At 41.8% G+C, this 21,627-nt stretch carries 23 protein-coding genes, 2 tRNA genes and 1 pseudogene; 9 read left to right on the top strand and 17 right to left on the bottom strand.

The features are described 5' to 3' along the window. Positions 1 to 96 precede the first annotated feature (96 nt). The 4 genes and pseudogenes from BQ5364_RS01220 to BQ5364_RS01205 all read left to right on the top strand — a co-directional run bounded on the left by BQ5364_RS01220 (position 97) and on the right by BQ5364_RS01205 (position 4,578). The gene (locus tag BQ5364_RS01220; protein ID WP_071143466.1) at positions 97 to 1,887 is read left to right on the top strand and encodes an ABC transporter ATP-binding protein; all 1,791 of its coding nucleotides are present in this window, start codon (positions 97 to 99) and stop codon (positions 1,885 to 1,887) included. Beyond that, positions 1,881 to 3,599, top strand: coding sequence for an ABC transporter ATP-binding protein (locus tag BQ5364_RS01215; RefSeq protein WP_071143465.1), 1,719 nt, complete (start codon positions 1,881 to 1,883; stop codon positions 3,597 to 3,599). The genes BQ5364_RS01220 and BQ5364_RS01215 overlap by 7 nt, the downstream gene beginning before the upstream one ends. A gap of 12 nt (positions 3,600 to 3,611) precedes the next feature. After that, the gene (locus BQ5364_RS01210) at positions 3,612 to 4,199 is read left to right on the top strand and encodes an MptD family putative ECF transporter S component (RefSeq protein WP_015564603.1); all 588 of its coding nucleotides are present in this window, start codon (positions 3,612 to 3,614) and stop codon (positions 4,197 to 4,199) included. Positions 4,200 to 4,211: 12 nt separating this feature from the next. Continuing rightward, positions 4,212 to 4,578, top strand: a pseudogene (locus tag BQ5364_RS01205) (metal-dependent transcriptional regulator). Between the two features lie 64 nt (positions 4,579 to 4,642). Here the strand turns inward: BQ5364_RS01205 and BQ5364_RS01200 are convergent. Beyond that, entirely contained in the window at positions 4,643 to 4,972 is a 330-nt protein-coding gene (locus BQ5364_RS01200; RefSeq protein ID WP_021661500.1) for a helix-turn-helix domain-containing protein, read from the bottom strand. Between the two features lie 366 nt (positions 4,973 to 5,338). Here BQ5364_RS01200 and BQ5364_RS01195 point away from each other — a divergent pair, with 366 nt between their 5' ends. The 4 genes from BQ5364_RS01195 to BQ5364_RS01180 all read left to right on the top strand — a co-directional run bounded on the left by BQ5364_RS01195 (position 5,339) and on the right by BQ5364_RS01180 (position 8,257). After that, positions 5,339 to 5,890: a sigma-70 family RNA polymerase sigma factor gene (locus BQ5364_RS01195; RefSeq protein WP_071143464.1), complete on the top strand. Its 552-nt coding sequence runs from the start codon at positions 5,339 to 5,341 to the stop codon at positions 5,888 to 5,890. Further along, entirely contained in the window at positions 5,883 to 6,125 is a 243-nt protein-coding gene (locus BQ5364_RS01190; RefSeq protein ID WP_008817058.1) for a helix-turn-helix domain-containing protein, read from the top strand. The genes BQ5364_RS01195 and BQ5364_RS01190 overlap by 8 nt, the downstream gene beginning before the upstream one ends. Positions 6,126 to 6,635: 510 nt before the next feature. Beyond that, positions 6,636 to 6,842, top strand: coding sequence for a helix-turn-helix domain-containing protein (locus BQ5364_RS01185; protein WP_005541444.1), 207 nt, complete (start codon positions 6,636 to 6,638; stop codon positions 6,840 to 6,842). A gap of 20 nt (positions 6,843 to 6,862) precedes the next feature. Continuing rightward, positions 6,863 to 8,257: a site-specific integrase gene (locus BQ5364_RS01180; RefSeq protein ID WP_207646102.1), complete on the top strand. Its 1,395-nt coding sequence runs from the start codon at positions 6,863 to 6,865 to the stop codon at positions 8,255 to 8,257. A gap of 187 nt (positions 8,258 to 8,444) precedes the next feature. On the opposite strand, the gene BQ5364_RS01175 is transcribed toward BQ5364_RS01180, so the two are convergent. The 7 genes from BQ5364_RS01175 to BQ5364_RS01145 form a co-directional block, all read right to left on the bottom strand. Next, a tRNA-Arg gene (locus BQ5364_RS01175) sits at positions 8,445 to 8,521 on the bottom strand. A 25-nt stretch (positions 8,522 to 8,546) separates the two neighbouring features. After that, positions 8,547 to 8,614 (bottom strand) — tRNA-Arg (locus BQ5364_RS01170). 160 nt (positions 8,615 to 8,774) lie between these two features. Next, the gene (locus BQ5364_RS01165) at positions 8,775 to 9,650 is read right to left on the bottom strand and encodes a DUF3881 family protein (protein ID WP_004613270.1); all 876 of its coding nucleotides are present in this window, start codon (positions 9,648 to 9,650) and stop codon (positions 8,775 to 8,777) included. A gap of 15 nt (positions 9,651 to 9,665) precedes the next feature. Further along, positions 9,666 to 10,943, bottom strand: a complete 1,278-nt coding sequence (gene serS / locus BQ5364_RS01160) for a serine--tRNA ligase (protein ID WP_004613271.1) — start codon at positions 10,941 to 10,943, stop codon at positions 9,666 to 9,668. A gap of 19 nt (positions 10,944 to 10,962) precedes the next feature. Beyond that, on the bottom strand, positions 10,963 to 11,499 hold the full coding sequence (locus BQ5364_RS01155) for a DUF4446 family protein (RefSeq protein ID WP_004613272.1): 537 nt from the start codon (positions 11,497 to 11,499) through the stop codon (positions 10,963 to 10,965). Positions 11,500 to 11,522: 23 nt separating this feature from the next. Next, on the bottom strand, positions 11,523 to 12,425 hold the full coding sequence (locus BQ5364_RS01150) for a ParB/RepB/Spo0J family partition protein (RefSeq protein ID WP_071143463.1): 903 nt from the start codon (positions 12,423 to 12,425) through the stop codon (positions 11,523 to 11,525). Next, positions 12,425 to 13,192, bottom strand: a complete 768-nt coding sequence (locus BQ5364_RS01145) for a ParA family protein (protein WP_004613274.1) — start codon at positions 13,190 to 13,192, stop codon at positions 12,425 to 12,427. Before BQ5364_RS01145 ends, BQ5364_RS01150 begins: the two co-directional genes overlap by 1 nt. Positions 13,193 to 13,407: 215 nt before the next feature. Here BQ5364_RS01145 and BQ5364_RS01140 point away from each other — a divergent pair, with 215 nt between their 5' ends. Further along, positions 13,408 to 14,364 (top strand): alpha/beta fold hydrolase, encoded by a 957-nt coding sequence (locus BQ5364_RS01140; RefSeq protein ID WP_004613275.1) that lies wholly within the window; start codon positions 13,408 to 13,410, stop codon positions 14,362 to 14,364. 47 nt (positions 14,365 to 14,411) lie between these two features. Here BQ5364_RS01140 and rsmG read toward each other — a convergent pair whose 3' ends face one another. The 9 genes from rsmG to BQ5364_RS18025 all read right to left on the bottom strand — a co-directional run bounded on the left by rsmG (position 14,412) and on the right by BQ5364_RS18025 (position 21,622). Further along, complete coding sequence (rsmG, locus tag BQ5364_RS01135; RefSeq protein WP_071143462.1) at positions 14,412 to 15,125, bottom strand: 16S rRNA (guanine(527)-N(7))-methyltransferase RsmG; 714 nt, start codon at positions 15,123 to 15,125, stop codon at positions 14,412 to 14,414. Positions 15,126 to 15,131: 6 nt separating this feature from the next. Next, positions 15,132 to 17,078: a tRNA uridine-5-carboxymethylaminomethyl(34) synthesis enzyme MnmG gene (gene mnmG / locus BQ5364_RS01130; RefSeq protein ID WP_004613277.1), complete on the bottom strand. Its 1,947-nt coding sequence runs from the start codon at positions 17,076 to 17,078 to the stop codon at positions 15,132 to 15,134. Further along, complete coding sequence (mnmE, locus tag BQ5364_RS01125; RefSeq protein WP_004613278.1) at positions 17,044 to 18,417, bottom strand: tRNA uridine-5-carboxymethylaminomethyl(34) synthesis GTPase MnmE; 1,374 nt, start codon at positions 18,415 to 18,417, stop codon at positions 17,044 to 17,046. The genes mnmG and mnmE overlap by 35 nt, the downstream gene beginning before the upstream one ends. Positions 18,418 to 18,483: 66 nt before the next feature. Then, a complete protein-coding gene (jag, locus tag BQ5364_RS01120; RefSeq protein ID WP_022251138.1) occupies positions 18,484 to 19,293 on the bottom strand; it encodes an RNA-binding cell elongation regulator Jag/EloR in 810 nt (269 codons plus the stop codon). Positions 19,294 to 19,347: 54 nt separating this feature from the next. Beyond that, positions 19,348 to 20,592, bottom strand: a complete 1,245-nt coding sequence (locus BQ5364_RS01115) for a YidC/Oxa1 family membrane protein insertase (protein ID WP_022251137.1) — start codon at positions 20,590 to 20,592, stop codon at positions 19,348 to 19,350. Between the two features lie 24 nt (positions 20,593 to 20,616). Then, a complete protein-coding gene (yidD, locus tag BQ5364_RS01110; RefSeq protein WP_004613281.1) occupies positions 20,617 to 20,829 on the bottom strand; it encodes a membrane protein insertion efficiency factor YidD in 213 nt (70 codons plus the stop codon). A 3-nt stretch (positions 20,830 to 20,832) separates the two neighbouring features. Then, positions 20,833 to 21,183 (bottom strand): ribonuclease P protein component, encoded by a 351-nt coding sequence (rnpA, locus tag BQ5364_RS01105; protein ID WP_004613282.1) that lies wholly within the window; start codon positions 21,181 to 21,183, stop codon positions 20,833 to 20,835. A gap of 49 nt (positions 21,184 to 21,232) precedes the next feature. Beyond that, positions 21,233 to 21,367, bottom strand: a complete 135-nt coding sequence (gene rpmH / locus BQ5364_RS01100; protein WP_004613283.1) for a 50S ribosomal protein L34 — start codon at positions 21,365 to 21,367, stop codon at positions 21,233 to 21,235. Between the two features lie 69 nt (positions 21,368 to 21,436). Continuing rightward, the gene (locus BQ5364_RS18025; RefSeq protein ID WP_004613284.1) at positions 21,437 to 21,622 is read right to left on the bottom strand and encodes a hypothetical protein; all 186 of its coding nucleotides are present in this window, start codon (positions 21,620 to 21,622) and stop codon (positions 21,437 to 21,439) included. Between the last annotated feature and the right edge of the window lie 5 nt (positions 21,623 to 21,627).

The following is a 21,627-nucleotide window of genomic DNA, read 5'->3' as shown; positions in this document are numbered from 1 at the left end:
CTGATAGGTCGTAGACGATGCCAAGCGAAAGCAGTACACTTAAATCAAGAGGTTAGCAATAACTAATCAAAGAATTGATAAGGAGGTCTTGTATCCATGAAACAAAAATCCGGCGGGATTAAGCGGTTGATGGAGTTCACAGGAAAGCATCGTGGGCTACTCACCGTTTCCCGCATTCTATCCGGCATCAGTTCGGTCTTTATCCTTGGACCGTTCCTCTGCGTTTACTTTGCAGCGCGTGACTTGGTGGGCGTATTTGCCGGGACGCCGTTAGACACGAACAGTCTTGTTCGCTGGGGCCTGCTTGCTCTGGGGCTGGAGCTGATTGGTCTGCTCCTTTATTTCTCAGCATTGCTCTGCTCCCATGTCGTAGCGTTCCACACAGAGAAAAACCTGAAAATGGTGGCACTGAAACATCTCGCAAAAATGCCTATGGGATACTTTGACGCCAATCCCAGCGGAAAACTGCGGAAGATCATCGACGATAACAGTTTTCAGACCGAGACTTTCATCGCTCACCAACTTCCCGACCTGGTGGGCGCACAGGTCACGATGATCGTGAGTTTGGTGCTGATGCTGGTCTTTGACTGGCGTGTAGGTATCCCTCTCCTGCTGCTCTTTGGCATCGGTTTCTTCTTACAGGGGTCCCTCATGGGGAAGGACAGCATGAAATTCATGCAGACCTACCAGGACTCTTTGGAAACGATGAACCATGAGGCGGTGGAGTACATCCGGGGCATTTCGGTAGTCAAGGTGTTCGGACAGACAGTGCAATCTATCACCAAGTTTAACGACGCCATCAAATCCTACCGGAAGTTTGCTCTGGCTTACACGATGTCCTGCAAAAAGGGAATGGTGGCGTTTAACTCAGTCATCAATTCCAGCTTCCTGGTGCTGGTACCTACGGCGCTTATTATCGGGTTTGTTTCCAACGACCTGATCGGATTTATGCAAAGTTTTCTGTTCTATGTGATCTTCTCTCCTGCTTGTGCAGTTATGCTTAACAAGATCATGTATATGACCAGCTACAAAATGCAGGCGGAGGAGTCCATGCGCCGCATCGACATGATTCTGACTGCCCAGCCGCAGGTGGAGACTTCTGCACCCAAACATCCCAAGACTTATGATGTGTCCTTTGAGAATGTGACCTTCGCATACGAAAATACGGACCATCCGGCGGTATCCCATTTGAGCTTCACGGCCAAGGCTGGAACAACTACCGCATTGGTCGGGCATTCCGGCTCCGGAAAAAGCACAACGGCCAGCCTGATCCCCCGCTTCTACGATGTGCAGCAGGGGGCAGTCGAGATCGGCGGTGTGGACATTCGGGAAATTCCTCATGCTGACTTGATGAAGATGGTTGCCTTTGTATTCCAGGACCCCAAATTGTTCAAGGACACCCTTCTGGAAAATATCCGGGCAGGCAGACCTTCCGCCACACGGGAGGAAGTCTTGCAGGCGGCGCATCTGGCCCAGTGTGATGATATTCTGGAGAAGTTTCCAGATGGCCTCGATACCGTGGTGGGCAGTAAAGGTGTGTATCTTTCCGGCGGCGAAACACAGCGCATTGCGATTGCTCGCGCCATTTTGAAAGACGCCCCCATCGTGGTCTTAGATGAGGCCACCGCCTACGCTGACCCGGAGAACGAGCAGCAGATCCAGAAAGCCTTTGAAGGGCTGGTCAAGGGCAAGACGGTCATTATGATCGCACACCGGCTCTCCACCATCCAGGACGCTGACCTCATTCTGGTAATGAAGCAGGGTGAATTGGTGGAAAGCGGAACCCATGACGCACTGGTGAAGCAGGGCGGTGAGTACGCCAAAATGTGGAGCAACTACACAAAGACTACCAAGTGGCACATCGGGAATGAGGTGAAAGTATGCTGAAACGGATGTTTGCCCTGAGCGATCAGGGATCAAGAGATTTGAATAAAGGAATTGCAGCCACTACGCTCAGCAATCTGTGCCTGATTGCCCCGGTCAGCCTGCTGGTCATGGTGATATGGGAACTGCTGAATGTGATTTCCGGGCAGGAAAGCAGTATGCGGGATCATGCGGCCTTGTTTATTTGCGGCACTGTGGTCATGTTTATCATTGTGTTTCTGACCCAATGGCTCCAGTACAACAAAACTTATACTGTGGCGTATAAGGAAAGTGCCAACCGCCGGATTGTCCTGGCGGAGAAACTGCGGAAACTTCCGCTGTCCTTCTTTGGCCAGCGCGATCTTTCTGACCTGACCACCACTATCATGGGGGACTGTACGGCTCTGGAGCGCGTATTTTCCAATGCGATCCCGCAGCTCTTCGGAACGATTTTCATGTTTATGATAACGGCTATCGGCCTGCTGGTGCTTGACTGGCGGATGGGCCTTTGCATCGTAGTGCCGGTGCCTGTGGCAGCCTTGGTAGTCTTTGCGGCAAAGAAAGCCCAGTCCAATGCCGAAAGCGCCAACATGGATGCCAAGAGAGCTGCCTATGACGGTGTGCAGGAATACCTTGATACCATCCAGGAGCTGAAGTCCTGCTCCCGTGAAGAAGAATATCTGGAGGGTCTGGAAAAGAAGCTGGATTATGTGGTGAAGTGTTCCTTCCGCAACGAGATCGCTCCCGGTGCTGCTACGACCACGGCTCAATTTATCCTTCGGTTTGGCCTTGTGGCAGTCATGCTGGTGGGTGGTATTCTCGTAACGGCCGGCTCGTTGTCCATCCCCATGTTCATTCTGTTCCTGCTTTTTGCCGGACGCATTTACGACCCCTTCACCAGTTGCTTCATGCTGATGGCAGAAGTGTTCTCTGCCCTTGTCAGCGTCAAGCGGATGAAGCAGATCGATGCGACCCCGGAGCAGACCGGCACCAATGTCTGCAATAACAAGGGCTACGACATTGAGTTTAAGAATGTAGTGTTCTCCTACAATGAGGAGCCGGTTTTGAAGGGCGTGTCCTTTGTGGCAAAACAAGGTGAGGTCACGGCACTGGTAGGTCCGTCCGGCAGCGGCAAGTCCACCGCCTCTAAACTGGCGGCCCGTTTTTGGGATGCGGACTCCGGAACCATTACCCTGGGCGGCGTGGATGTCAAAACAGTAGAACCGGAAACGCTGTTCAAGAACTATGCCATTGTGTTCCAGGATGTCATGCTCTTTGATGAGACTGTCATGGAGAATATCCGGCTGGGACGGGGCGATGCTACTGATGAGGAAGTTATGGCTGCGGCCAGAGCTGCCCAATGCGAGGAATTTATCCAGCGCCTCCCTCAAGGGTATCAGACGAACATCGGGGAAAACGGCAGCACCCTGTCCGGTGGCGAGCGTCAGCGCATTTCGATTGCCCGCGCCCTGTTGAAAAATGCTCCCATTGTCCTGCTTGATGAAGCAACTGCTTCTATGGATGCCGAGAGTGAAACACTGATACAGGATGCCTTGTCGGTACTGCTGAAGGATAAGACGGTCATGGTGATTGCCCATCGCATGAGGACAGTGGCAAATGCTGATAAGATCGTGGTTCTGGACGACGGCAAGGTCAGTGAGATGGGTACACCTGCTGAACTGATGAAAAAGGGCGGTCTATATGCACACCTTATTGAATTACAGCAAGGAAAATAGAAAGGAAATCTTATGGAACAACACTGGAAGTTAAAAGATTTAGGTCTGACAATCGTATTTTCCGTTATTTACTTTGCTGTGGTTTTGGCAGCTACGATTATGGGCGGCATACACCCATTGCTCTATCTGTTTGTAACAGCTTTAATTGCTCTCGTGGCATGGATTCCATATATGTATGTTATGGCAAAAGTGCCGAAAGCAGGCGTGGTTCTCATTATGAACCTATTTGTAGCAATCGCTTTCGTGGCTTTTGGGGAGCTTGCGAATCTGTTGCTTGGGAGCTTGATTGTTTGTTCTATTTTAGCGGAAATCATTCGGAAATGGGCCGGATATAAGAATTACAAAGGTATCGTGATGAGTTATATCCTGCTTTCGTTAAGCAATATCGGTTCTCCGTTGTATGTATGGGTATTCTCTGACTATGCCATTTCAGAGGCATCCGAAGAAATGTCTGCAAATTATGCTGAGATATTATCAACCTTGACTTCTCCGTGGTTTATGGTTCTTGCTATTGCCGCAACCGTAGTTATCTCAATAATTGTCGGAGTTATTGCAAAAAAGGTTTACAACAAGCAGTTTGCAAATGCTGGGATTATGTGAGTGGGTGATAGAATGAAGATTCATGCGTCGGCGAGGACTATTTAGAGGCTGTGCTGATGCTGCAAAAAGAAAAAGGCATGGTTCGCTCTGTTGATTGAACCGACACATGGGCTTTTCAAAACCGAGTATCAGTCATGCAGTAAGCGTCCTGCGGGACGGTGGTTTTCTGACGATGGACGAGGATGGATTTCTCCACCTGACCGACATAGGCCAGGAAGTGGCGAAAATAATCTATGAACGCCATCAATTCTTCACAGAGCAGCTCATCGCTGCCGGTGTTGACCGTGAAACGGCGGAACAGGACGCCTGCCGGATGGAGCATGTCATCAGCCAGGAGTCCTTCGAGCATCCGAAAAATGCTTACAAAACAAAAGAATAATAAACTGCCCGCATAGCAAACGGGTGAAACAGTAACGCGGCCGGGCACATCGAACCCGACCGCGTTACTCGTCTTTCTGGAAGGCTTCCGCCTGTTTGCAGAGCGCGATAAATTTTTCGATCTCTGCTTCGCTTTTCCCGGCAAAGAAGTCCACAACTGTTTTCGAGACTGTCTGATTTACCATTTCCGGGAAGATGGCGGCGTCCACGCTGATATTCAGTTCTTTGGCGACAAGGACCACCGTTTCAAATTTCGGATTACTCTGGCAGGTCTCCAAATCTATGATCGTGCGGGGGTTCATACCGAGGCGTTCAGCTAACTGCTTCTGCGTCAGATGCTGGCGCTTCCGTTCTGACCGCACCTTCCATGCAAATAGATCCAGCGGATTGTTCACTACACATCACCTCTACATCATTGTAGGGTGTACTTCCGCTCATATAAATAACCATACAGCTCATGCAAAGTGAGTTATAACTCATATTTCGGAGTAAAGGGGGATATGGATGAGAGCGCCAACACAAAGGAGGTCAAAATAAGGCGGGGTTTACCGTTTGTACGGCGGACACCCATGCCACTACGAAAAATATTCCAATAACGCAGCAGCGAGCCATGCTCATGAAAGTGAGTTATGGCTCGCTTTTTATATACTGTGGCTCATATCTCACAAAACCCGTTTCTTTGAGCGCCTGGGCGTGGGCTGCCGCTCCCCGCCCCGTTTCGTTCTGGCCTGTCACCCCGAACGAAACGAAAGGAGCCAATTATGAGCGGTAAAAATATTTTTTTGAAGTTTTCCCAGGCAAGCCAGCCAAAAGAGGCCTCCAGTGGACGAGTAGTGGGCGAAAGGGGAAGAAATGACCTGCCTCCCGGCACGAAGGGAGGTGAGAACTTGAAACCTGACCGCCACTACGAGCACAAGCAGTACGCCTTTGACAGCTACTGCAAGAAGGTGCTGAAATGCGAGGCGTGCAACGGCTATCGCCAGATCAGCCGGCACCAGAAGCGTTTCACATCTTTGGAAGAACTGTCCGAGGCAGAAATGGCCCAGCTTGCGGTATATGACCGCTACCCGTGGGAATACACGACCTTCCCTGTGGGAGGGGCCGTGATCCTGATCGAGGACGACGGGCTGGCCGAGGCGCTTCTGGGGCTGTCCCAGGAGGACCGGGAAATCTTTATGATGCACTGGTTCCTGCGGATGACCGACGCACAGATCGCCAGGTACATAAACATGCCCCGCCGGACGGTCAATACCCGCAGGCATAAAGCCTATCGGCTGCTGACAGAGCTGATGGGAGGTGAAGCGGATGACTAAATCTGCGTGCACGCGGGCATCGCTGATCCCTTACCCGGTGATCGCCGCCGCTGTCGGAGGCGACCCCGAAGCGGTGAACCGGGTAGTCCGGCATTACTCCGGCTACATTGCCGCGCTGTCTACACGGACGAGCTATGGCCCTGACGGCTATCCCCGTCCCCAGGTGGACGAAGATCTGCGCGGTCGGCTGGAAGCAAAGCTGATTATTTCCATTCTGGATTTTGACCTGAGCTGATCCAGGACCGGGCGCTGCGTGTTCCCCTTTCCACGCGGCGTCCCGTTATAGCTCCTTGACAAAGAAAGCCCGGCGGGAGGCCTCCGGCGCAGCATAAGGCAGACGGATACGATCTGCCTGTGTGGAGCCGGTCGGCCGGTGCGCCATGACCCTGTTGCAAGTCCGCAGGACGGGACCCCTGCTAAACAGGAGAGCGACAAAACCGGGCCGTAAAACAGGTGTGGCAGCCTGTGGGCGATGATATGCAGGCAGGATAATGATACTCGCGCATTGAACGCCCACAAAGCATTGTGCGCCGCACCCATCAGCATGGGCCGGGGTTAGACTCCCGTGGAGCTGTGCCAGCAGCCGTCCGTAAGCCTACTTTTCTTTTTTGAAAGTTTATGGATAGATCGTAAACTTTTCAATTAGCAGCAGACAAACACGGAACAGCACGGTAAAATAATGGTGGAAGTTATATTACCCACACATATTCGTGCTGTTTCTTTTCATAACTGAAAGGGGGTTCTCATGTCTCAAACATGGAACGGCACGAAGAAAGAAACCCCTGAAAGAAGGACATATACGGTTGACGATATTGCTCAAATTCTGGGCATCGGAAGAACTTCCGCATATATCCTTGTAAAAGAAGGGCACTTCAAAATCGTGCGAATTGGTAACGCCATACGCATTTCCAAGCGGTCATTTGACGAGTGGCTTGACTCCCTCGACCTGTGATCCAAGAAAGGAAGAACGATATGGCATCTATTATCAAGCGAAAGAAAAACTATTCCGTTGTTTACAACTATGTGGACGAAAACGGAGAAACCAAACAGAAGTGGGAAACCTGGCATACCCACAAAGAGGCCTTAAAGCGCAAGGCGGAAATCGAAAATCAGCAGCACACGGGAACTTTTCTACCGCCAAGCAATCAGACGATTACCGAGTTCCTTTATGACTTCGTATCTCTTTACGGAGAAAAGAAATGGGGCGTGTCTATGTATGACAGCCAAACGGCGCTGATTGCCAACTATATCAATCCGATTATCGGTGATATGGAGGTACAGGCGGTTACTCCCCGTGCGGTTGACGGTTATATCCAGACCTTGCAGAAAACCAAGTCAGTGTCTACCAAGACCCGAAAGGCAGTTACCACTTATGTCAGTGACAAGACCATTGAAAAGATCATCAAGCTCCTGCGGTGTGCGTTTAAGCAGGCGGTACGCTGGGAAATCATTGCAAGAAATCCCTTTGACAATGTGATCCTCCCGAAAACGGAGTATGCGAAACGGGATATCTGGACAGCGGATATGATCCGCCTTGCCCTGGACAAATGCACGGACAGCAAGCTCTATGTAGCAATGAACCTGTCTTTTGCCTGCTCTCTGCGTATGGGTGAAATCCTGGGACTGACCTGGGAGAACGTCCATATTTCCGATGAAGATATTGCGGCGGATAATGCCTATGTCTACATCGACAAGGAGCTGACGAGGGCTTCCAAACGGGCGATTGAAACGCTGGGTGAGAAGGATATCTATTACATCTTCACTCCGCTCATGCCGAACACCAGTACAAGAATTATTCTGAAAAAGCCGAAAACCGATTCCAGTATCCGTAAGGTGTGGCTGCCGAAAACGCTGGCCTACATTCTGCGGGAATGGAAGAAGTCCCAGGACGAGCTGAAAGGCTTCCTGGGCGAAGAGTATCAGGACTTCGATCTGGTCGTGGCACTTCCCAATGGACGCCCCTGTGAGGATCGGATCATCCTCAAAGAGTTTGCAAAGCTCCGTGAGGACGCAGGGCTGCCGAAGGTGGTCTTTCATTCTCTCCGTCATTCCAGTACCACCTACAAGCTAAAACTGAACCACGGCGATCTGAAAGCTACCCAGGGCGATACGGGCCATGCCGAGATCGACATGATAACCAGTATCTATGCTCACATTCTGGACGAGGATAGAAAGGTCAATGCTCAGAAATTCGAGACTGCCTTCTATGCCAAGCCTGATCTCCGCAATGTCCGTCCGCCGGAGGAACCGGCAAAATCGGAACCTGCGACCCTGGACCTTGAAAGCCTTGTGGAGCAGCTTCAGAAGTCGCCGGAGCTGGCGAGTGCGCTCGCAGCCCTGATAGCGGCGCAAGCCCCGGCAAAGTGATCCGAAAAATCGAATTAGCAAAACGCAGAATTTTCTTAGCAAATTTCTGAAAAGCGTTCGAGTCCAATTAGCAAATATACATCATGCGGCGTATAAAAATCTCCCGGTAACGGAAGTGAAATTACCGGGAGAAGGAGGAACAAAAAAACGCTGCAAACCCCGAAAAAAGGCTTGCAGCGGTGCTTTCTGGCGTCCCAGAGAGGATTTGAACCTCCGACCCCACGCTTAGGAGGCGTGTGCTCTATCCAACTGAGCTACTGAGACATTTATAAGTTTTATGCAATTTTCAAGGCTCGAAGGAATCGAACCATCTGCCGCTTAGGAGGCGAACCCTCTATCCTACTGAGGTACTGAGACATTTTCATAAATCTATTCAATTTTATCTAGTTATCATGTCAAAAGGCGATTGCTCCACCTGACCCTTAGGAGGCACTTGTTATATCCATTTAACTAAGGGAACATTTTTATTTTCAACATCTCTCATTCTACCACGAATGAGAGATGTTGTGAAGTGTTTTTAAAAATTGATTTTTCCTTGAAGCCAGATATTTCCTTTGAATCGTCTTCCAACTTCCGGAACTCCCATAACTTCTTTTTCAGGAATACACACATCAAATTGTAATTCATTCACATCCAATGTCATTATGTAGAGCGTTTCCTGCGTTACTTTGTTCTGTGTTTTGCGCAAGTCTATGATTTCTCCCAAAATCGAATACTCGTCGCATTCCACACCATACGGCATGAAATATGTCTCTACAATCGTAAAAATATCTTCTGTAATCAATCGCTTTGATACTTTAGAATAGGTGTCAATGTCATCCAAAGTGAGACTTTCCATTGCCTCCTGATCGCCATTTCTAGCTGCGCTCAAAAGCATCATGCGATTGCGCTCCTCTTCTTTTCTTGTCTTTTCCAAATGTTCATCTTTTGAAATCGGGAAAAGAATCATTCCGGAAGAGCCAAGTCCGGATAGCGTCACGGATGTTGTTCTCTTTGCAAGTCCGCCAAGCTGCTTTTCTTTCATATACTCAATTGCATTTTGTATATGGAAAATAATACTTGCTCCCACTTTTACATCCTCGCAGATTCCGACATACATCTCTTTTTCAATGCGTCGCTCCACAAGCACATCCGCATAAGTTGTAATTCCTGTGCCTTCAAAATATGGCACATAATATTCCCTCTCGAAAATTTTATCCTGATCCATCTCTCCGTACACAGAAATCCCTACACTGTCACCATATTGTTTTTTTAACTCATAAAATTCTGATGTTTCATCCAAAGATACTGCCTGTTGCGAATCAAATTCGTCTGCAGTCTGCCTGAGTATCTCTCGAATCTCCTGCTTTTTCTTTAATTCTGTAAAACCGATTGCTTTTAAATACTTATGCACGTTTTTACCTTTCTATTATCTAATCTCTGTTTTTCCACCCATGTATGGCTGTAATGCAGCTGGAATCTTTACAGAACCATCTTCCTGTAAATTATTTTCCAAAAATGCAATCAACATTCTCGGTGGAGCAACTACTGTATTATTAAGTGTATGAGCAAAATACTTGCCATCTTTCCCTTTTACACGAATATTTAATCTTCTTGCCTGTGCATCTCCAAGATTTGAGCAGCTTCCTACTTCAAAATATTTTTGCTGTCTTGGTGACCATGCTTCTACATCGACAGATTTCACTTTTAAATCTGCCAAATCTCCTGAACAGCACTCTAAAGTACGAACTGGAATATCTAATGAACGGAACAGATCAACTGTATTCTGCCACATTTTATCATACCATTCCATGCTCTCTTCTGGTTTACACACAACGATCATTTCTTGTTTTTCGAACTGGTGAATACGATATACACCACGTTCTTCAATACCATGAGCACCTTTTTCTTTACGGAAACATGGTGAATATGATGTCAATGTTTTAGGAAGAGTCTCTTCTTCCAACATTGTATCAATAAATTTACCAATCATAGAATGTTCACTTGTTCCAATCAGATACAAATCTTCTCCTTCAATTTTATACATCATGGAATCCATTTCTGCAAAGCTCATAACGCCTGTAACAACGTTACTTCTGATCATATATGGAGGAATACAGTACGTAAATCCTCTGTCAATCATGAAATCACGTGCGTAAGAAATCACTGCTGAATGCAATCTTGCGATATCTCCCATTAAATAGTAGAAACCGTTTCCAGCTACTTTTCCAGCTGCTTCAAGATCAATACCATTAAATTTTTCCATAATTTCTGTATGATATGGGATTTCAAAATCCGGAACAACCGGTTCTCCATATTTCTGCAATTCCACATTTTCGCTGTCATCTTTTCCGATTGGAACAGACGGATCAATAATATTTGGAATTGTCATCATAATTGTTTTGATCTTTTCTTCCACTTCTTTTTCTTCTACAGAAAGCTGTTCAATCTTTTGTCCATCTTCAGCAATACGCTTTTTGACTTCTTCTGCTTCTTCTTTTTTCCCCTGAGCCATCAACGCACCAATTTGTTTTGACACCTTGTTTTTTTCTGCTCTCAGCGCTTCTACTTCCTGTTTAATTTCTCTGTTTCTCAAATCCAGTTCAATCACTTCATCTACAAGTGGTAATTTACTGTCCTGAAATTTATTCTTGATATTTTGTTTTACAATTTCCGGGTTTGCTCTTAAAAATTTGATATCTAACATGGTCTTTCTCCTCTACTCTCTACTTTTTGATATTTTTTAAATCAAGTCCAAATGTTTCCTGATACATCGCTTTTTCTAATGATTCTGCTTCTTCTTCTGACAGTTCGATATAACTTTGTCCATTTACAATCTCTTTTACATAATTGTAACAGCCATCTCTGCTATGCATAGAATTTAAAATAAATCCACTGTCTTTTCCATCAAGTAATGCGATTGCAAAACTTAATTTTCCACCCATTTCATTAAAAGCATCATATTTTACAATTCCAACTTTTTGATAATTAGCTCTGACGTTTTTGTTCAGTTCTCGAATATCTTTACGATTTTTTTGAACCGTATCCACCATATTATCCAATTCACTAAATTTTTCAAAAATACTATCTTCTAAAGTTTTACCATTCTTTCCACGCATAAACGTTGTATAACTGGCTTTTAAACGATTGTATTTCATATTGGTGCGGATTGCAATAAAAAACAATATAATTATTAAAACAAACATTGCAATCAAGATAATACCTGGATCAATTCCTATTGTTTCCAACAACTTACTTTCCATATTACAAGTTTCCTCTTTTACCCTTATGAATTATTTGTAACAGTCATAATGAGCTCGAATATACGTTCGAGTTCCTCGTCTGAGTAATATTCAATCTCAATTTTTCCTTTTCCCTTTTTTTTGGGATTTACATGAACCTTCGTTCCCATGACTGTTTTCATTTTCTCTTCTAAATCTTTATAAATAAAATCATTTTCAACGATTTTTTTTTCTTTTTCTTTCTTTGGATTTTTTAGTTCTTTAATGAGTTTTTCTGTCTCTCGTACGCTTAATTTTTCATCGAAAATTTTATTTGCAAGATTATATTGTTCTTCATGGTTTTCAATTGCAAGCAAGGTTCTCGCATGTCCTGTGGAAATCATATCATCTACAATCATCTGTTGAACTCTTTCATCCAATTTTAGTAACCGCATAGAATTGGTAACTGTTGTTCTGCTTTTTGAAACACGCTCTGCCACTTCATCTTGTTTGAGTGAAAACTCTGTCAAAAGTCGCTTAAATGCCATTGCCTCTTCAATTGGATTCAGATTTTCTCTCTGTATATTTTCAATCAAAGCAATCTCAACTGCTTCTCTTTTCGTATATTCTTTAATAATTACCGGAATTTCTTTTATTCCAGCCATTTTTGCGGCTCTCCATCTTCTTTCGCCTGCAATAATTTCATAATAGTCATTTCTTTTTTGAACAATTAGAGGTTGTAAGACTCCAAATTGTTTGATGGAATCAGCAAGTTCCAATAATGAATCTTCTTCAAAATGTCTTCTTGGCTGCTCATGGTTTGGCTCTACTTTATTAATATTAACAAGCTGTTCGCCTTCTTTTTTTTCTTCTACTTCCGGCTTTTTCTTTTCAGTTGTTTTTACAGTCTTATGATCCGGAATCAGACTATCCAGCCCTTTTCCCAATCCTCCACGCTTTACTGCCATTATTTTTCTCCTTTATTAATTACCTCTTCTGCCAACAACATATAACTTTCTGCACCTGAGGATTTTGGATCGTATAGATTAATTGGTAATCCATGACTCGGTGCTTCAGCAAGACGAATATTTCTAGGGATAATTGTTTTATAAATTGTCTGTTGCAAATTATCTTTTACGTTTTCAACTACCTGTAATGATAAATTAGTTCTGGCATCATACATTGTAAATACAACACCTTCTATTTTTAATTCTGGATTTAAACGTTCCTTTACCAAATCAATTGTATGTATTAATTGACTTAATCCTTCTAATGCATAATATTCACATTGAATAGGCACCAGTACACTATCAGCAGTAGTCATTGCATTAATCGTGAGCATACTTAATGAAGGTGGACAATCAATTACTATAAAATCATAATTTTTTTTGACTTTATCCACTTCTTTTCGAATAATAAATTCTTTTTCTTCTACTCCTATTAATTCAATCTCTGCAGCTGATAAATTTATATTTGTTGGCAACACATCAAGGTTTTCCAAAGCATCTTTACAAATAACCTTCTCAATACCAACTTGTCCAAGAATTAATTCATAAACAGTATATTCGACCTCATTTTTATCAATTCCCAGACCACTCGTCATATTTCCTTGTGGATCCATATCTATAGCTAATACTTTTTTCCCTAATGATGCCAAACATGAGGATAAATTGATTGCAGTTGTTGTCTTACCTACACCACCCTTTTGATTGGCTACAGCTATTATTCTTCCCATTTTTTCAGCTACCCCTTTCTGTCCTCAGATAATTATACCACCTTTTTAAATTATAATCTACACAAAATGTTTCACGTGAAACAAAAAATATTGTAGTTACTTTATACTGTACTGGACTAAAAATGTTTCACGTGAAACATTTACTCCATTGTTGTATTGATTTCCTTTGTGTAGTATAATAAAAGAAAAGTATTTATAAGAAAGGCAGGTGCTTTATGAACTGGAAAAAGAAACTCGCAACTTATGCTTCTTTAACTGTTTTGGCAACCTTTATCATCCACATTATCAATAAACTTATTTATTTTATGTCCACTATTGATAATTTGCTCGGCAGAAAAGAAGGTCTTTATTATGAATGGAGATTTGGAAAAATTTTCTATACAAAAGAGGGCACTGGCAAACCAATTTTATTAATTCACGATCTTTCAGCGTGCAGTTCAGAATACGAATGGAATCGAATTGTTTCTGATCTTTCTAAGAAAAATACTGTGTATACATTAGACCTGTTAGGATGTGGAAAATCTGATAAACCCAATTTCACCTACACAAACTTTTTATATGTGCAATTAGTCACGGACTTTATTAACAATGTTATTGGTGAAAAGGCAGATGTCATTGTTACTGGAAACTCTTGTTCTTTTGTATTAATGGCTTGCCATAACAATGATGAAATAATAGATAGAATACTATTGATTAATCCTCCTAGTATTTCCTCTATATCAAAAGTTCCTACAAAACGAACAAAAATGTTAAAATTTATTATTAACATTCCTTTTATTGGAACTCTTCTGTTTAATCTTCTGCATAGTAAAGATAGTATTGAACAAACTTTTATGACCGAATATTTCTACAATCCTCAATTTGTTGATGATGAAATAGTTAAGACTTACTGTGAATCAGCTCAGATTTCGAAAACGCAATCTAAATATTTATTTGCAAGTATTAAGGGAAAATATACAACTGCAAATATTACAGAATGTCTAACTCATATTGATAATAGTATTTTTATTTTAGTTGGGAGTGGAAACCCTACTTACAAAGAATATGCGCAACAATATCAGTCTTATACTCCCGCAATTGAAGTGCAAACGATTAAAAAAGCAAAATATTTGCCACAATTAGAGGTACCAGAAAAAGTCCTCGAACAGATAAAAATTCTATTTGAATTATAATTATTCATAAAAAATCAGCATATCATCTAAGATGATATGCTGATTTTTTATGCTATTGGCTCCTTTGCAGGTAATCCTGCTTTTCTCGGATATTTTTTTGGTGTGTTTTGATATTTTTTTATCTTTACAAAAGAACGACCAATTTCAGTTCCCGGAAGTTGAAACTTCACCACATCCTCAATTTTTCCACCAAGCACATGCACTGCTTTCTTTGCCCCAGTCACCTCTTCCTCAATTTCTCCAGACTTGTAGGGGATAAACATTCCATCAGTGTGGATATATGGCATGCAATACTCAGAAAGTGTGGATAAGTTTGCCACTGCTCTTGATACACAAAGATCAAATTGTTCCCGATACTCTCCCTGTTTTGCAAAATCTTCTGCTCTTCCGTGAATTGTTTCTATGTCAATCAATTCAAGTTCCTCAATTACTGTATTCAAAAATTTAATTCTTTTATTTAATGAGTCCAATAATACTACTTTCAGATGAGGAAATGCAATCTTTAACGGAATTCCCGGAAAACCAGCTCCCGTTCCAATATCAATTAAGTTATCCACACAATTCATGTCAATCGCCTTTGTTATCGACAAGCTATCCACAAAATGTTTTTCATTTACCTCTTCATATTCGGTAATACCAGTCAGATTCATGACCTTATTCCATTCCACCAAGAGTTCATAAAAAGAATCAAATTGACGTTTCTGCTCATCATTTAATACAATGCCAAGCTCTTTTAACTTATTCTCAAATATCTGACTCATTCACAACTACCTCGTTTCATTCTTTCCACTCAAATATACTAACAATACAGAAATATCTGCAGGTGATACTCCTGAAATTCTAGATGCCTGCCCGATGGACAAAGGACGATACTGCTTCAATTTTTGCACTGCCTCGATACGAAGACTCTTAATCACATCATAGTCAATATCTTCTGGAATTCTTTTCTTTTCCAACTTTTTAAACTGCTCTACTTGCTTTTGCTGTCTCTTAATATATCCATCATATTTAATATTGATATTTACTTGCTCTACAACTTCCTGACACAATTTATCTACATTTTCAGGATATTTTTCCGCACATTTTTGTACGATATTTCTTCTCTTATCAATCGGCTCTAATACTTCATAAGAAAGTTCTGGTCTGCGAATCAATTCTGCAAGTGTTGTTCCTGAGTTCAAAGGTGTACTTCCATATTTCACAAGTAAATCCTGTACTTCCTGTGCTGCACCGATATTTGTATGTTCTAATCGTTCTACCTCAGATACAATAATTCTTTCTTTTTCCAAAAGATACTCGTAACGCTCATCTGAAATCAATCCGATCTCATGTCCAATCTTTGTCAAACGCTGGTCTGCATTATCCTGACGGAGCAACAGACGATATTCCGCACGGGACGTCATCATACGGTAAGGCTCATGGCTCTCTTTTGTAACCAAATCATCAATCAAAACGCCGATATAAGCCTGCGAACGATCCAAGACGATCTGTTCCCTGCCTAAGATCTTTAAAGCCGCATTTATCCCCGCTACAAGCCCTTGTGCGGCAGCTTCCTCATATCCGGAACTTCCATTGAATTGTCCCCCACTGTACAAACCTCCAACATTCTTAAACTCTAATGTTGGATAAAGCTGTCTGGCATCGATACAGTCGTACTCAATCGCATATGCGTTTCTCACGATTTTTGCATGTTCAAGCCCCGGTACACTGCGGTACATAGCATACTGCACATCCTCCGGCAGCGAACTTGACATTCCTCCCACATACATCTCATTTGTATCCAAGCCTTCCGGCTCAATAAATACCTGATGCTTATTTTTATCCGCAAATTTCACTACCTTATCTTCAATAGATGGACAATATCTCGGTCCGGTTCCTTCTATCATACCTGAAAATAATGGAGAACGGTCTAAATTTGCCCGAATGATCTCATGTGTCTTTTCGTTTGTGTAAGTCAGCCAACAAGATGCCTGCTCAATCTGAACATCTTCCGGATTTGTCGTAAATGAAAACGGAACGACTCTCTCATCACCGAATTGTTCCTCCATCTTTGAAAAATCAATGGAATTTTTATCAATTCTTGCCGGTGTTCCTGTTTTAAAGCGATACATCTCGATTCCGAGTTTTTTCAAGGAATCTGTCAGATAAGTCGCTGCCTGAAGTCCGTTTGGTCCTGTCTCCTGACTGATTTCTCCATAAATACATCTCGCTTTCAAATACGTTCCTGTACACAAAATAACAGCTTTACATTTATAAACTGCTCCGGAGTAGGTCTGCACTCCCTCAATTTTTCCGTCTTTTGCAAGAATGTCTGTCACTTCCGCCTGTTTGATTTCAAGATTTTCCTGATTTTCCAAAACCATGCGCATCGTCTTGCTGTAATTTGCTTTATCTGCCTGTGCTCTCAACGAATGTACTGCCGGCCCCTTTGACTTATTTAACATTTTTGACTGGATAAATGTCTGATCGATTACTTTCCCCATCTCACCGCCGAGTGCGTCTACTTCCTTTACCAAATGTCCTTTCGAGCTTCCTCCGATATTTGGATTACAAGGCATCAAAGCAATACTATCCACACTCACTGTAAAAATAATTGTTTTTATCCCCAGTCGTGCACAGGCAAGCGCCGCTTCACAGCCTGCATGCCCTGCTCCGACTACAACTACATCATATTCATCTTTATTTTCCCATACAGAATTTACTGAATATTTCATTTACCAAATCTTCTCCTATCGTCTCGCCGGTAATGCTTCCAAGAGATTCGTACGCATCCAACAAATCAATGGAATAAAAATCCTCCGGCATATTATTTTCTATACTCATATTTACTTTTTCCAAACTGTCATAAGCATCCTGAATTGCCGCCTTATGACGAATATTTGTAATATAAACCTCATCATTAAAAGAAATATCTCCATGGAAAAACATATCCTTTAATGTCTGTTCCAACTCTTTGATTCCACTCTCTTCTTTTGCAGATATCTCAATCATCGGCTTTTCAATATATGATTTTAACATATCTTTTGATACAACAGTAGCAAGATCTGATTTATTTAATAAAATCACTGCCTTTTTATCCTGAATCATCTGAATGATCTCCATATCATTCTCATCCAGATTTCTAGATGCATCTACAACATAAATAATTAAATCAGCCTCATTCGCATGCTCTTTTGCTTTGTCCACACCGATTTTTTCCACTATATCCTCTGTATTGCGGATCCCTGCGGTATCCATGATATTCAGACTGATTCCCTGAAGCTGAATGGATTCCTCCAAAACATCTCTCGTTGTCCCTTCAATATCTGTCACAATCGCACGGTCTTCACCGACCAATACATTTAAAAGCGAGGACTTTCCTGCATTTGGTTTTCCGACAATAACCGTCTTAATCCCTTCTTTGATAATACGTCCATTGTCAGAACTTATCAACAATGCCTTCAGTTCTTCCAGTAGTTTATCCACAACCACCTTCAGTTCTCCACCATATCCATCCACACTGATATGCTCCGGATCATCTAAGGCAGTCTCAATAAATGCAGTGTGATACAAAATTTCCTCTCTTATTTTCTTTATCTTCTGATGAACCGTTCCTTTTAACTGGCTCACAGAACTCTTCAGTGCATACTCACTTTTGGAATGAATGACATCGATGACCGCCTCTGCCTGAGACAAATCCATTCTCCCATTCAAAAATGCACGCTTTGTAAATTCACCGGGCTCGGCAGGTCTCGCTCCATATTTGATCACAGTTTCCAAAATGCGTTTCATCACATAAACACCGCCATGACAATTGATCTCCACCGTATCTTCACCTGTAAAGCTATGTGGTCCCCGCATGATCATCACAAGCACTTCATCAATTGTCTCTTCACCATCTACAATATATCCATAATGTATTGTGTAACCTTTTTCTTCCTGAAAATATTTTTCTTTTTTTCCTTTATAAATCTTCTGGATAATTTCAAATGCTTCATCACCACTCATTCTGACAATTCCGATTCCTGAATTCGTCATAGCTGTCGCAATTGCTGCAATTGTATCTGTTTTCATACTTTTTCCTCCAAGTGTAACTAAGGACGGGGATGATATGATATCACCCCCGTCCCCAATTCACATTTATTTTCTTGCCAATGTCACTACTACTCTTCTATAAGGTTCTTCACCTTCACTGTGTGTAGACACATATTTATCCGCTTGAAGTGCTGAATGAATAATTCTTCTTTCATAAGGATTCATAGGCTCTAATGAAACAGGTTTCTTTGTTCTCTTTACTTTGTAAGCAATGTTTTTTGCAAGATTTTCTAATGTCTCTTTTCTTCTCTGACGATAATTTTCTGTATCTAGTTTGACACGCACATAACCATCCTGCATTTTATTCGCTACACGGTTTGTCAAATACTGAAGAGAATCTAAAGTCTGTCCACGTTTTCCGATGAGAATTCCCATATGCTCGCCCTGCATCTCGATACACAAAGCGCCATCCTGATCAATACTTGAAGTAATCTCAACTTCCATTCCCATTGTTTTTAAGACATCATGCAAGAATTTTTCACAAGCTTCTTTTGTACTTTCCTGTACTTCAGAAAGTTTTTCTTCTCTTCTCACAGGCTCTTTCACATGTTTTTTCTTAACATGCACTTCTTTTTTTACTTCTCTGTGTGATTCCACAGTTTCTCTTGCCTTTTCAATTTGTTGTTCCAACGAAGGTTTTACTTCTTCAACTTCTTCTCTTACTTCCTCAACAGGCTCTTCAACAACTTTTTTCCAAGCTCTGATCACAGCCTGTTTACTTCCGATTCCTAAAAAACCGGTACTTCCCTTTTCGATTACCTCATATTCTAGTTCACTGCTTGTAACTCCAAGCTGAATACTTGCCTCTGTAATTGCATCACTTACATTTTTTGCTGATACTCTAATCTCATTCATCTTAAACCCTCCTTGACATTCTCATCTTTCTAAAAATAAGAATTTTGGTTTAGCCTATTTTTTGTTTTTATTAAAATCACTTACCATATTTGCTTTCGATGCCAAACTTCCTGGTTTTGCATTTTGCTTATAAGAATCAATATTATTGCTGCTTGTTGTTTTTCTCTTCTGATCATCAATGTTCTTCACATTTTTATGTGCCATCGCATTGATCTCTTTTCCGGAAACTGCATCTTTTTTCTCACGCTTCTTCGCAGCTTTTTTAATATTCTCTTCAATCAGCTCATCCATTGACTTCTTGCTTAAGAATTTATTGATTACAAGCTGCTGAATCGTTCTTACTACCGCACTGGCAATCCAGTAGATACCAAGACCTGCCGGCATTGAGAAACACATAAACACAGAAATCAACGGCATAACATTCATCATTGTCTTCATCTGCGCTGCCATCGGGTTATCATCATCATTTCCTGTTGATGTCGCCTGCTGCATCAGTTTTGCACTGATCCACTGTGAAAGTCCGGATAATACCGGAATTGCAAGCGCAACGATGATCAGACCGATAGAAAAGTTCTTTGTTGCTGTCATGAACATAGATCCCGGTGTCTCTGCAATATTGATTCCAAGAAATGTATTCAAATGTGTTAAACTGTTTTTTGTAGAATCAATTAAATTTGTCAAGTCCGGAAATTTATCTGCAAGTGTATCCCAGGTTCCCGGTCTGAATTTGTATAATACGTCAACGAGTGTATTTGCTTTGCTATAATCATATGTTTCAGGATTGATCATGATCGGACTTGCTTTTCCGATTCCTTCCATGATTTTCTGGTAACCGTCTGTCGCCATAATCTGGTTAACCAAAGGCATGTATGCATCTTTAATACTTGTTACATATGCTGGAATATTTTGAATAACCGGCCATAATGCAAACAAAATAGGGAACTGAATCAGTGAACCAAGACACCCGCCAGTCGGCGATGTTCCATATTTTTCATAAACCAGCTTTGTCTCTTCCTGCATCTTCATCATAGATGCCTGATCTTTTTTATTTTTATATTTTTTCTGAATTTTCTGAATCTCCGGATTCATAACAGCCGACATTCTTGAAAATTTCTGCTGCTTAATCGTCATCGGAATCATCAATGTATAGACAATGACTGTAAATATAATGATACTAAGACCAATATTCTCAATACCAATATAACTCAACGCATTGAAAATTCCATTCATGATAAATCCGAGCAGTTTTGCAATACTTCCAATAATAAAAGTATTAGACTGCGTCAATACAATACCCATATTTTTCTCCTCCAAATGTTATTCTTAAGGCACCGGATCATATCCGCCTTTTGAAAATGGATTACAACGTAAAATTCTCCACACTGTAAGCAGTCCACCCTTTAATGCGCCGTATTTTTCAATTGCTTCCAGTCCATACTGGGAACAAGTCGGAAAATATTTGCAGCAACTTGCTGTTTTCAGTCCGGATAAATATTTTCTATAAAACTTAATGAGTCCTATAAATATTCTTTTCAATTTTTACATCTCCAAATGTGAATCTATAATATTATGAAGTTTTCCCAAATGAATCAGTGCACTCTCTATCTCTTTATATGTTCTACCTTTTGCACCTGCTCTCGCAATAATAACAATATCCAATCCATTCTGGAATTTATCTTCTTGTAGTCTATAACTCTCTCTGATCAATCTTGTCAGCCTGTGTCTTACCACACTATTGCCAACCTTTTTACTCACTGAAATGCCCAAGCGATTTCTTTCACTCTGATTCTGATAAATATACATCACCAGATACTTATTAGCATAAGACTGTCCTTTTCTATAAACAATCTGAAAGTCTTTATTTTTTTTCAATGATTCGGAAAAATGCATTCTTCTCTCTCCACTTTTTACATAGAAGAAAAGGCCACATATATGCGGCCTACGCTGATAACTGTTTTCTTCCTTTTGCTCTTCTAGCTGCTAAAACTTTTCTTCCACCAGCTGTGCTCATTCTTGCTCTAAATCCATGAACTTTTGATCTAGATCTCTTTTTTGGTTGGAATGTCATTTTCATTGATATCCACCTCCTTGACTCAAACCTATATATAATTAATATAAGTACATATTTTTTTAGACATCGCACTTAATTATAGTCAATAAATCCCTCTACGTCAAGGGATTCTGGATATTTTTTTGAACTTAATACACATCTTAATTTTCTCACTCTTTCATCCCCAAAGTTTTCCACAAGTTTTCCACATTTTGTGGATAACTTGTGGATTTCCTGTGGATAAGCTGTTAATTTAAAATTTATTTTTCTGCTTTTCAACGATT

Origin of the sequence: Coprococcus phoceensis (genome assembly GCF_900104635.1) — a bacterium.
Lineage (GTDB): Bacteria > Bacillota > Clostridia > Lachnospirales > Lachnospiraceae > Faecalimonas > Faecalimonas phoceensis.
The sequence above is the reverse complement of the archived record's forward strand: the minus strand, read 5'-3'. Positions and strand labels throughout refer to the sequence as shown.

Excerpts from the sequence above, each read along its gene's own strand:
- BQ5364_RS01220 (WP_071143466.1), top strand. The coding sequence starts at position 97 with ATGAAACAAAAATCCGGCGGGATTAAGCGGTTGATGGAGTTCACAGGA.
- BQ5364_RS01215 (WP_071143465.1), top strand. The coding sequence starts at position 1,881 with ATGCTGAAACGGATGTTTGCCCTGAGCGATCAGGGATCAAGAGATTTG.
- BQ5364_RS01210 (WP_015564603.1), top strand. The coding sequence starts at position 3,612 with ATGGAACAACACTGGAAGTTAAAAGATTTAGGTCTGACAATCGTATTT.
- BQ5364_RS01195 (WP_071143464.1), top strand. The coding sequence starts at position 5,339 with ATGAGCGGTAAAAATATTTTTTTGAAGTTTTCCCAGGCAAGCCAGCCA.
- BQ5364_RS01190 (WP_008817058.1), top strand. The coding sequence starts at position 5,883 with ATGACTAAATCTGCGTGCACGCGGGCATCGCTGATCCCTTACCCGGTG.
- BQ5364_RS01185 (WP_005541444.1), top strand. The coding sequence starts at position 6,636 with ATGTCTCAAACATGGAACGGCACGAAGAAAGAAACCCCTGAAAGAAGG.
- BQ5364_RS01180 (WP_207646102.1), top strand. The coding sequence starts at position 6,863 with ATGGCATCTATTATCAAGCGAAAGAAAAACTATTCCGTTGTTTACAAC.
- serS (WP_004613271.1), bottom strand. The coding sequence starts at position 10,943 with ATGTTAGATATCAAATTTTTAAGAGCAAACCCGGAAATTGTAAAACAA.
- BQ5364_RS01155 (WP_004613272.1), bottom strand. The coding sequence starts at position 11,499 with ATGGAAAGTAAGTTGTTGGAAACAATAGGAATTGATCCAGGTATTATC.
- BQ5364_RS01150 (WP_071143463.1), bottom strand. The coding sequence starts at position 12,425 with ATGGCAGTAAAGCGTGGAGGATTGGGAAAAGGGCTGGATAGTCTGATT.
- BQ5364_RS01145 (WP_004613274.1), bottom strand. The coding sequence starts at position 13,192 with ATGGGAAGAATAATAGCTGTAGCCAATCAAAAGGGTGGTGTAGGTAAG.
- BQ5364_RS01140 (WP_004613275.1), top strand. The coding sequence starts at position 13,408 with ATGAACTGGAAAAAGAAACTCGCAACTTATGCTTCTTTAACTGTTTTG.
- rsmG (WP_071143462.1), bottom strand. The coding sequence starts at position 15,125 with ATGAGTCAGATATTTGAGAATAAGTTAAAAGAGCTTGGCATTGTATTA.
- mnmG (WP_004613277.1), bottom strand. The coding sequence starts at position 17,078 with ATGAAATATTCAGTAAATTCTGTATGGGAAAATAAAGATGAATATGAT.
- mnmE (WP_004613278.1), bottom strand. The coding sequence starts at position 18,417 with ATGAAAACAGATACAATTGCAGCAATTGCGACAGCTATGACGAATTCA.
- jag (WP_022251138.1), bottom strand. The coding sequence starts at position 19,293 with ATGAATGAGATTAGAGTATCAGCAAAAAATGTAAGTGATGCAATTACA.
- BQ5364_RS01115 (WP_022251137.1), bottom strand. The coding sequence starts at position 20,592 with ATGGGTATTGTATTGACGCAGTCTAATACTTTTATTATTGGAAGTATT.
- rnpA (WP_004613282.1), bottom strand. The coding sequence starts at position 21,183 with ATGCATTTTTCCGAATCATTGAAAAAAAATAAAGACTTTCAGATTGTT.
- rpmH (WP_004613283.1), bottom strand. The coding sequence starts at position 21,367 with ATGAAAATGACATTCCAACCAAAAAAGAGATCTAGATCAAAAGTTCAT.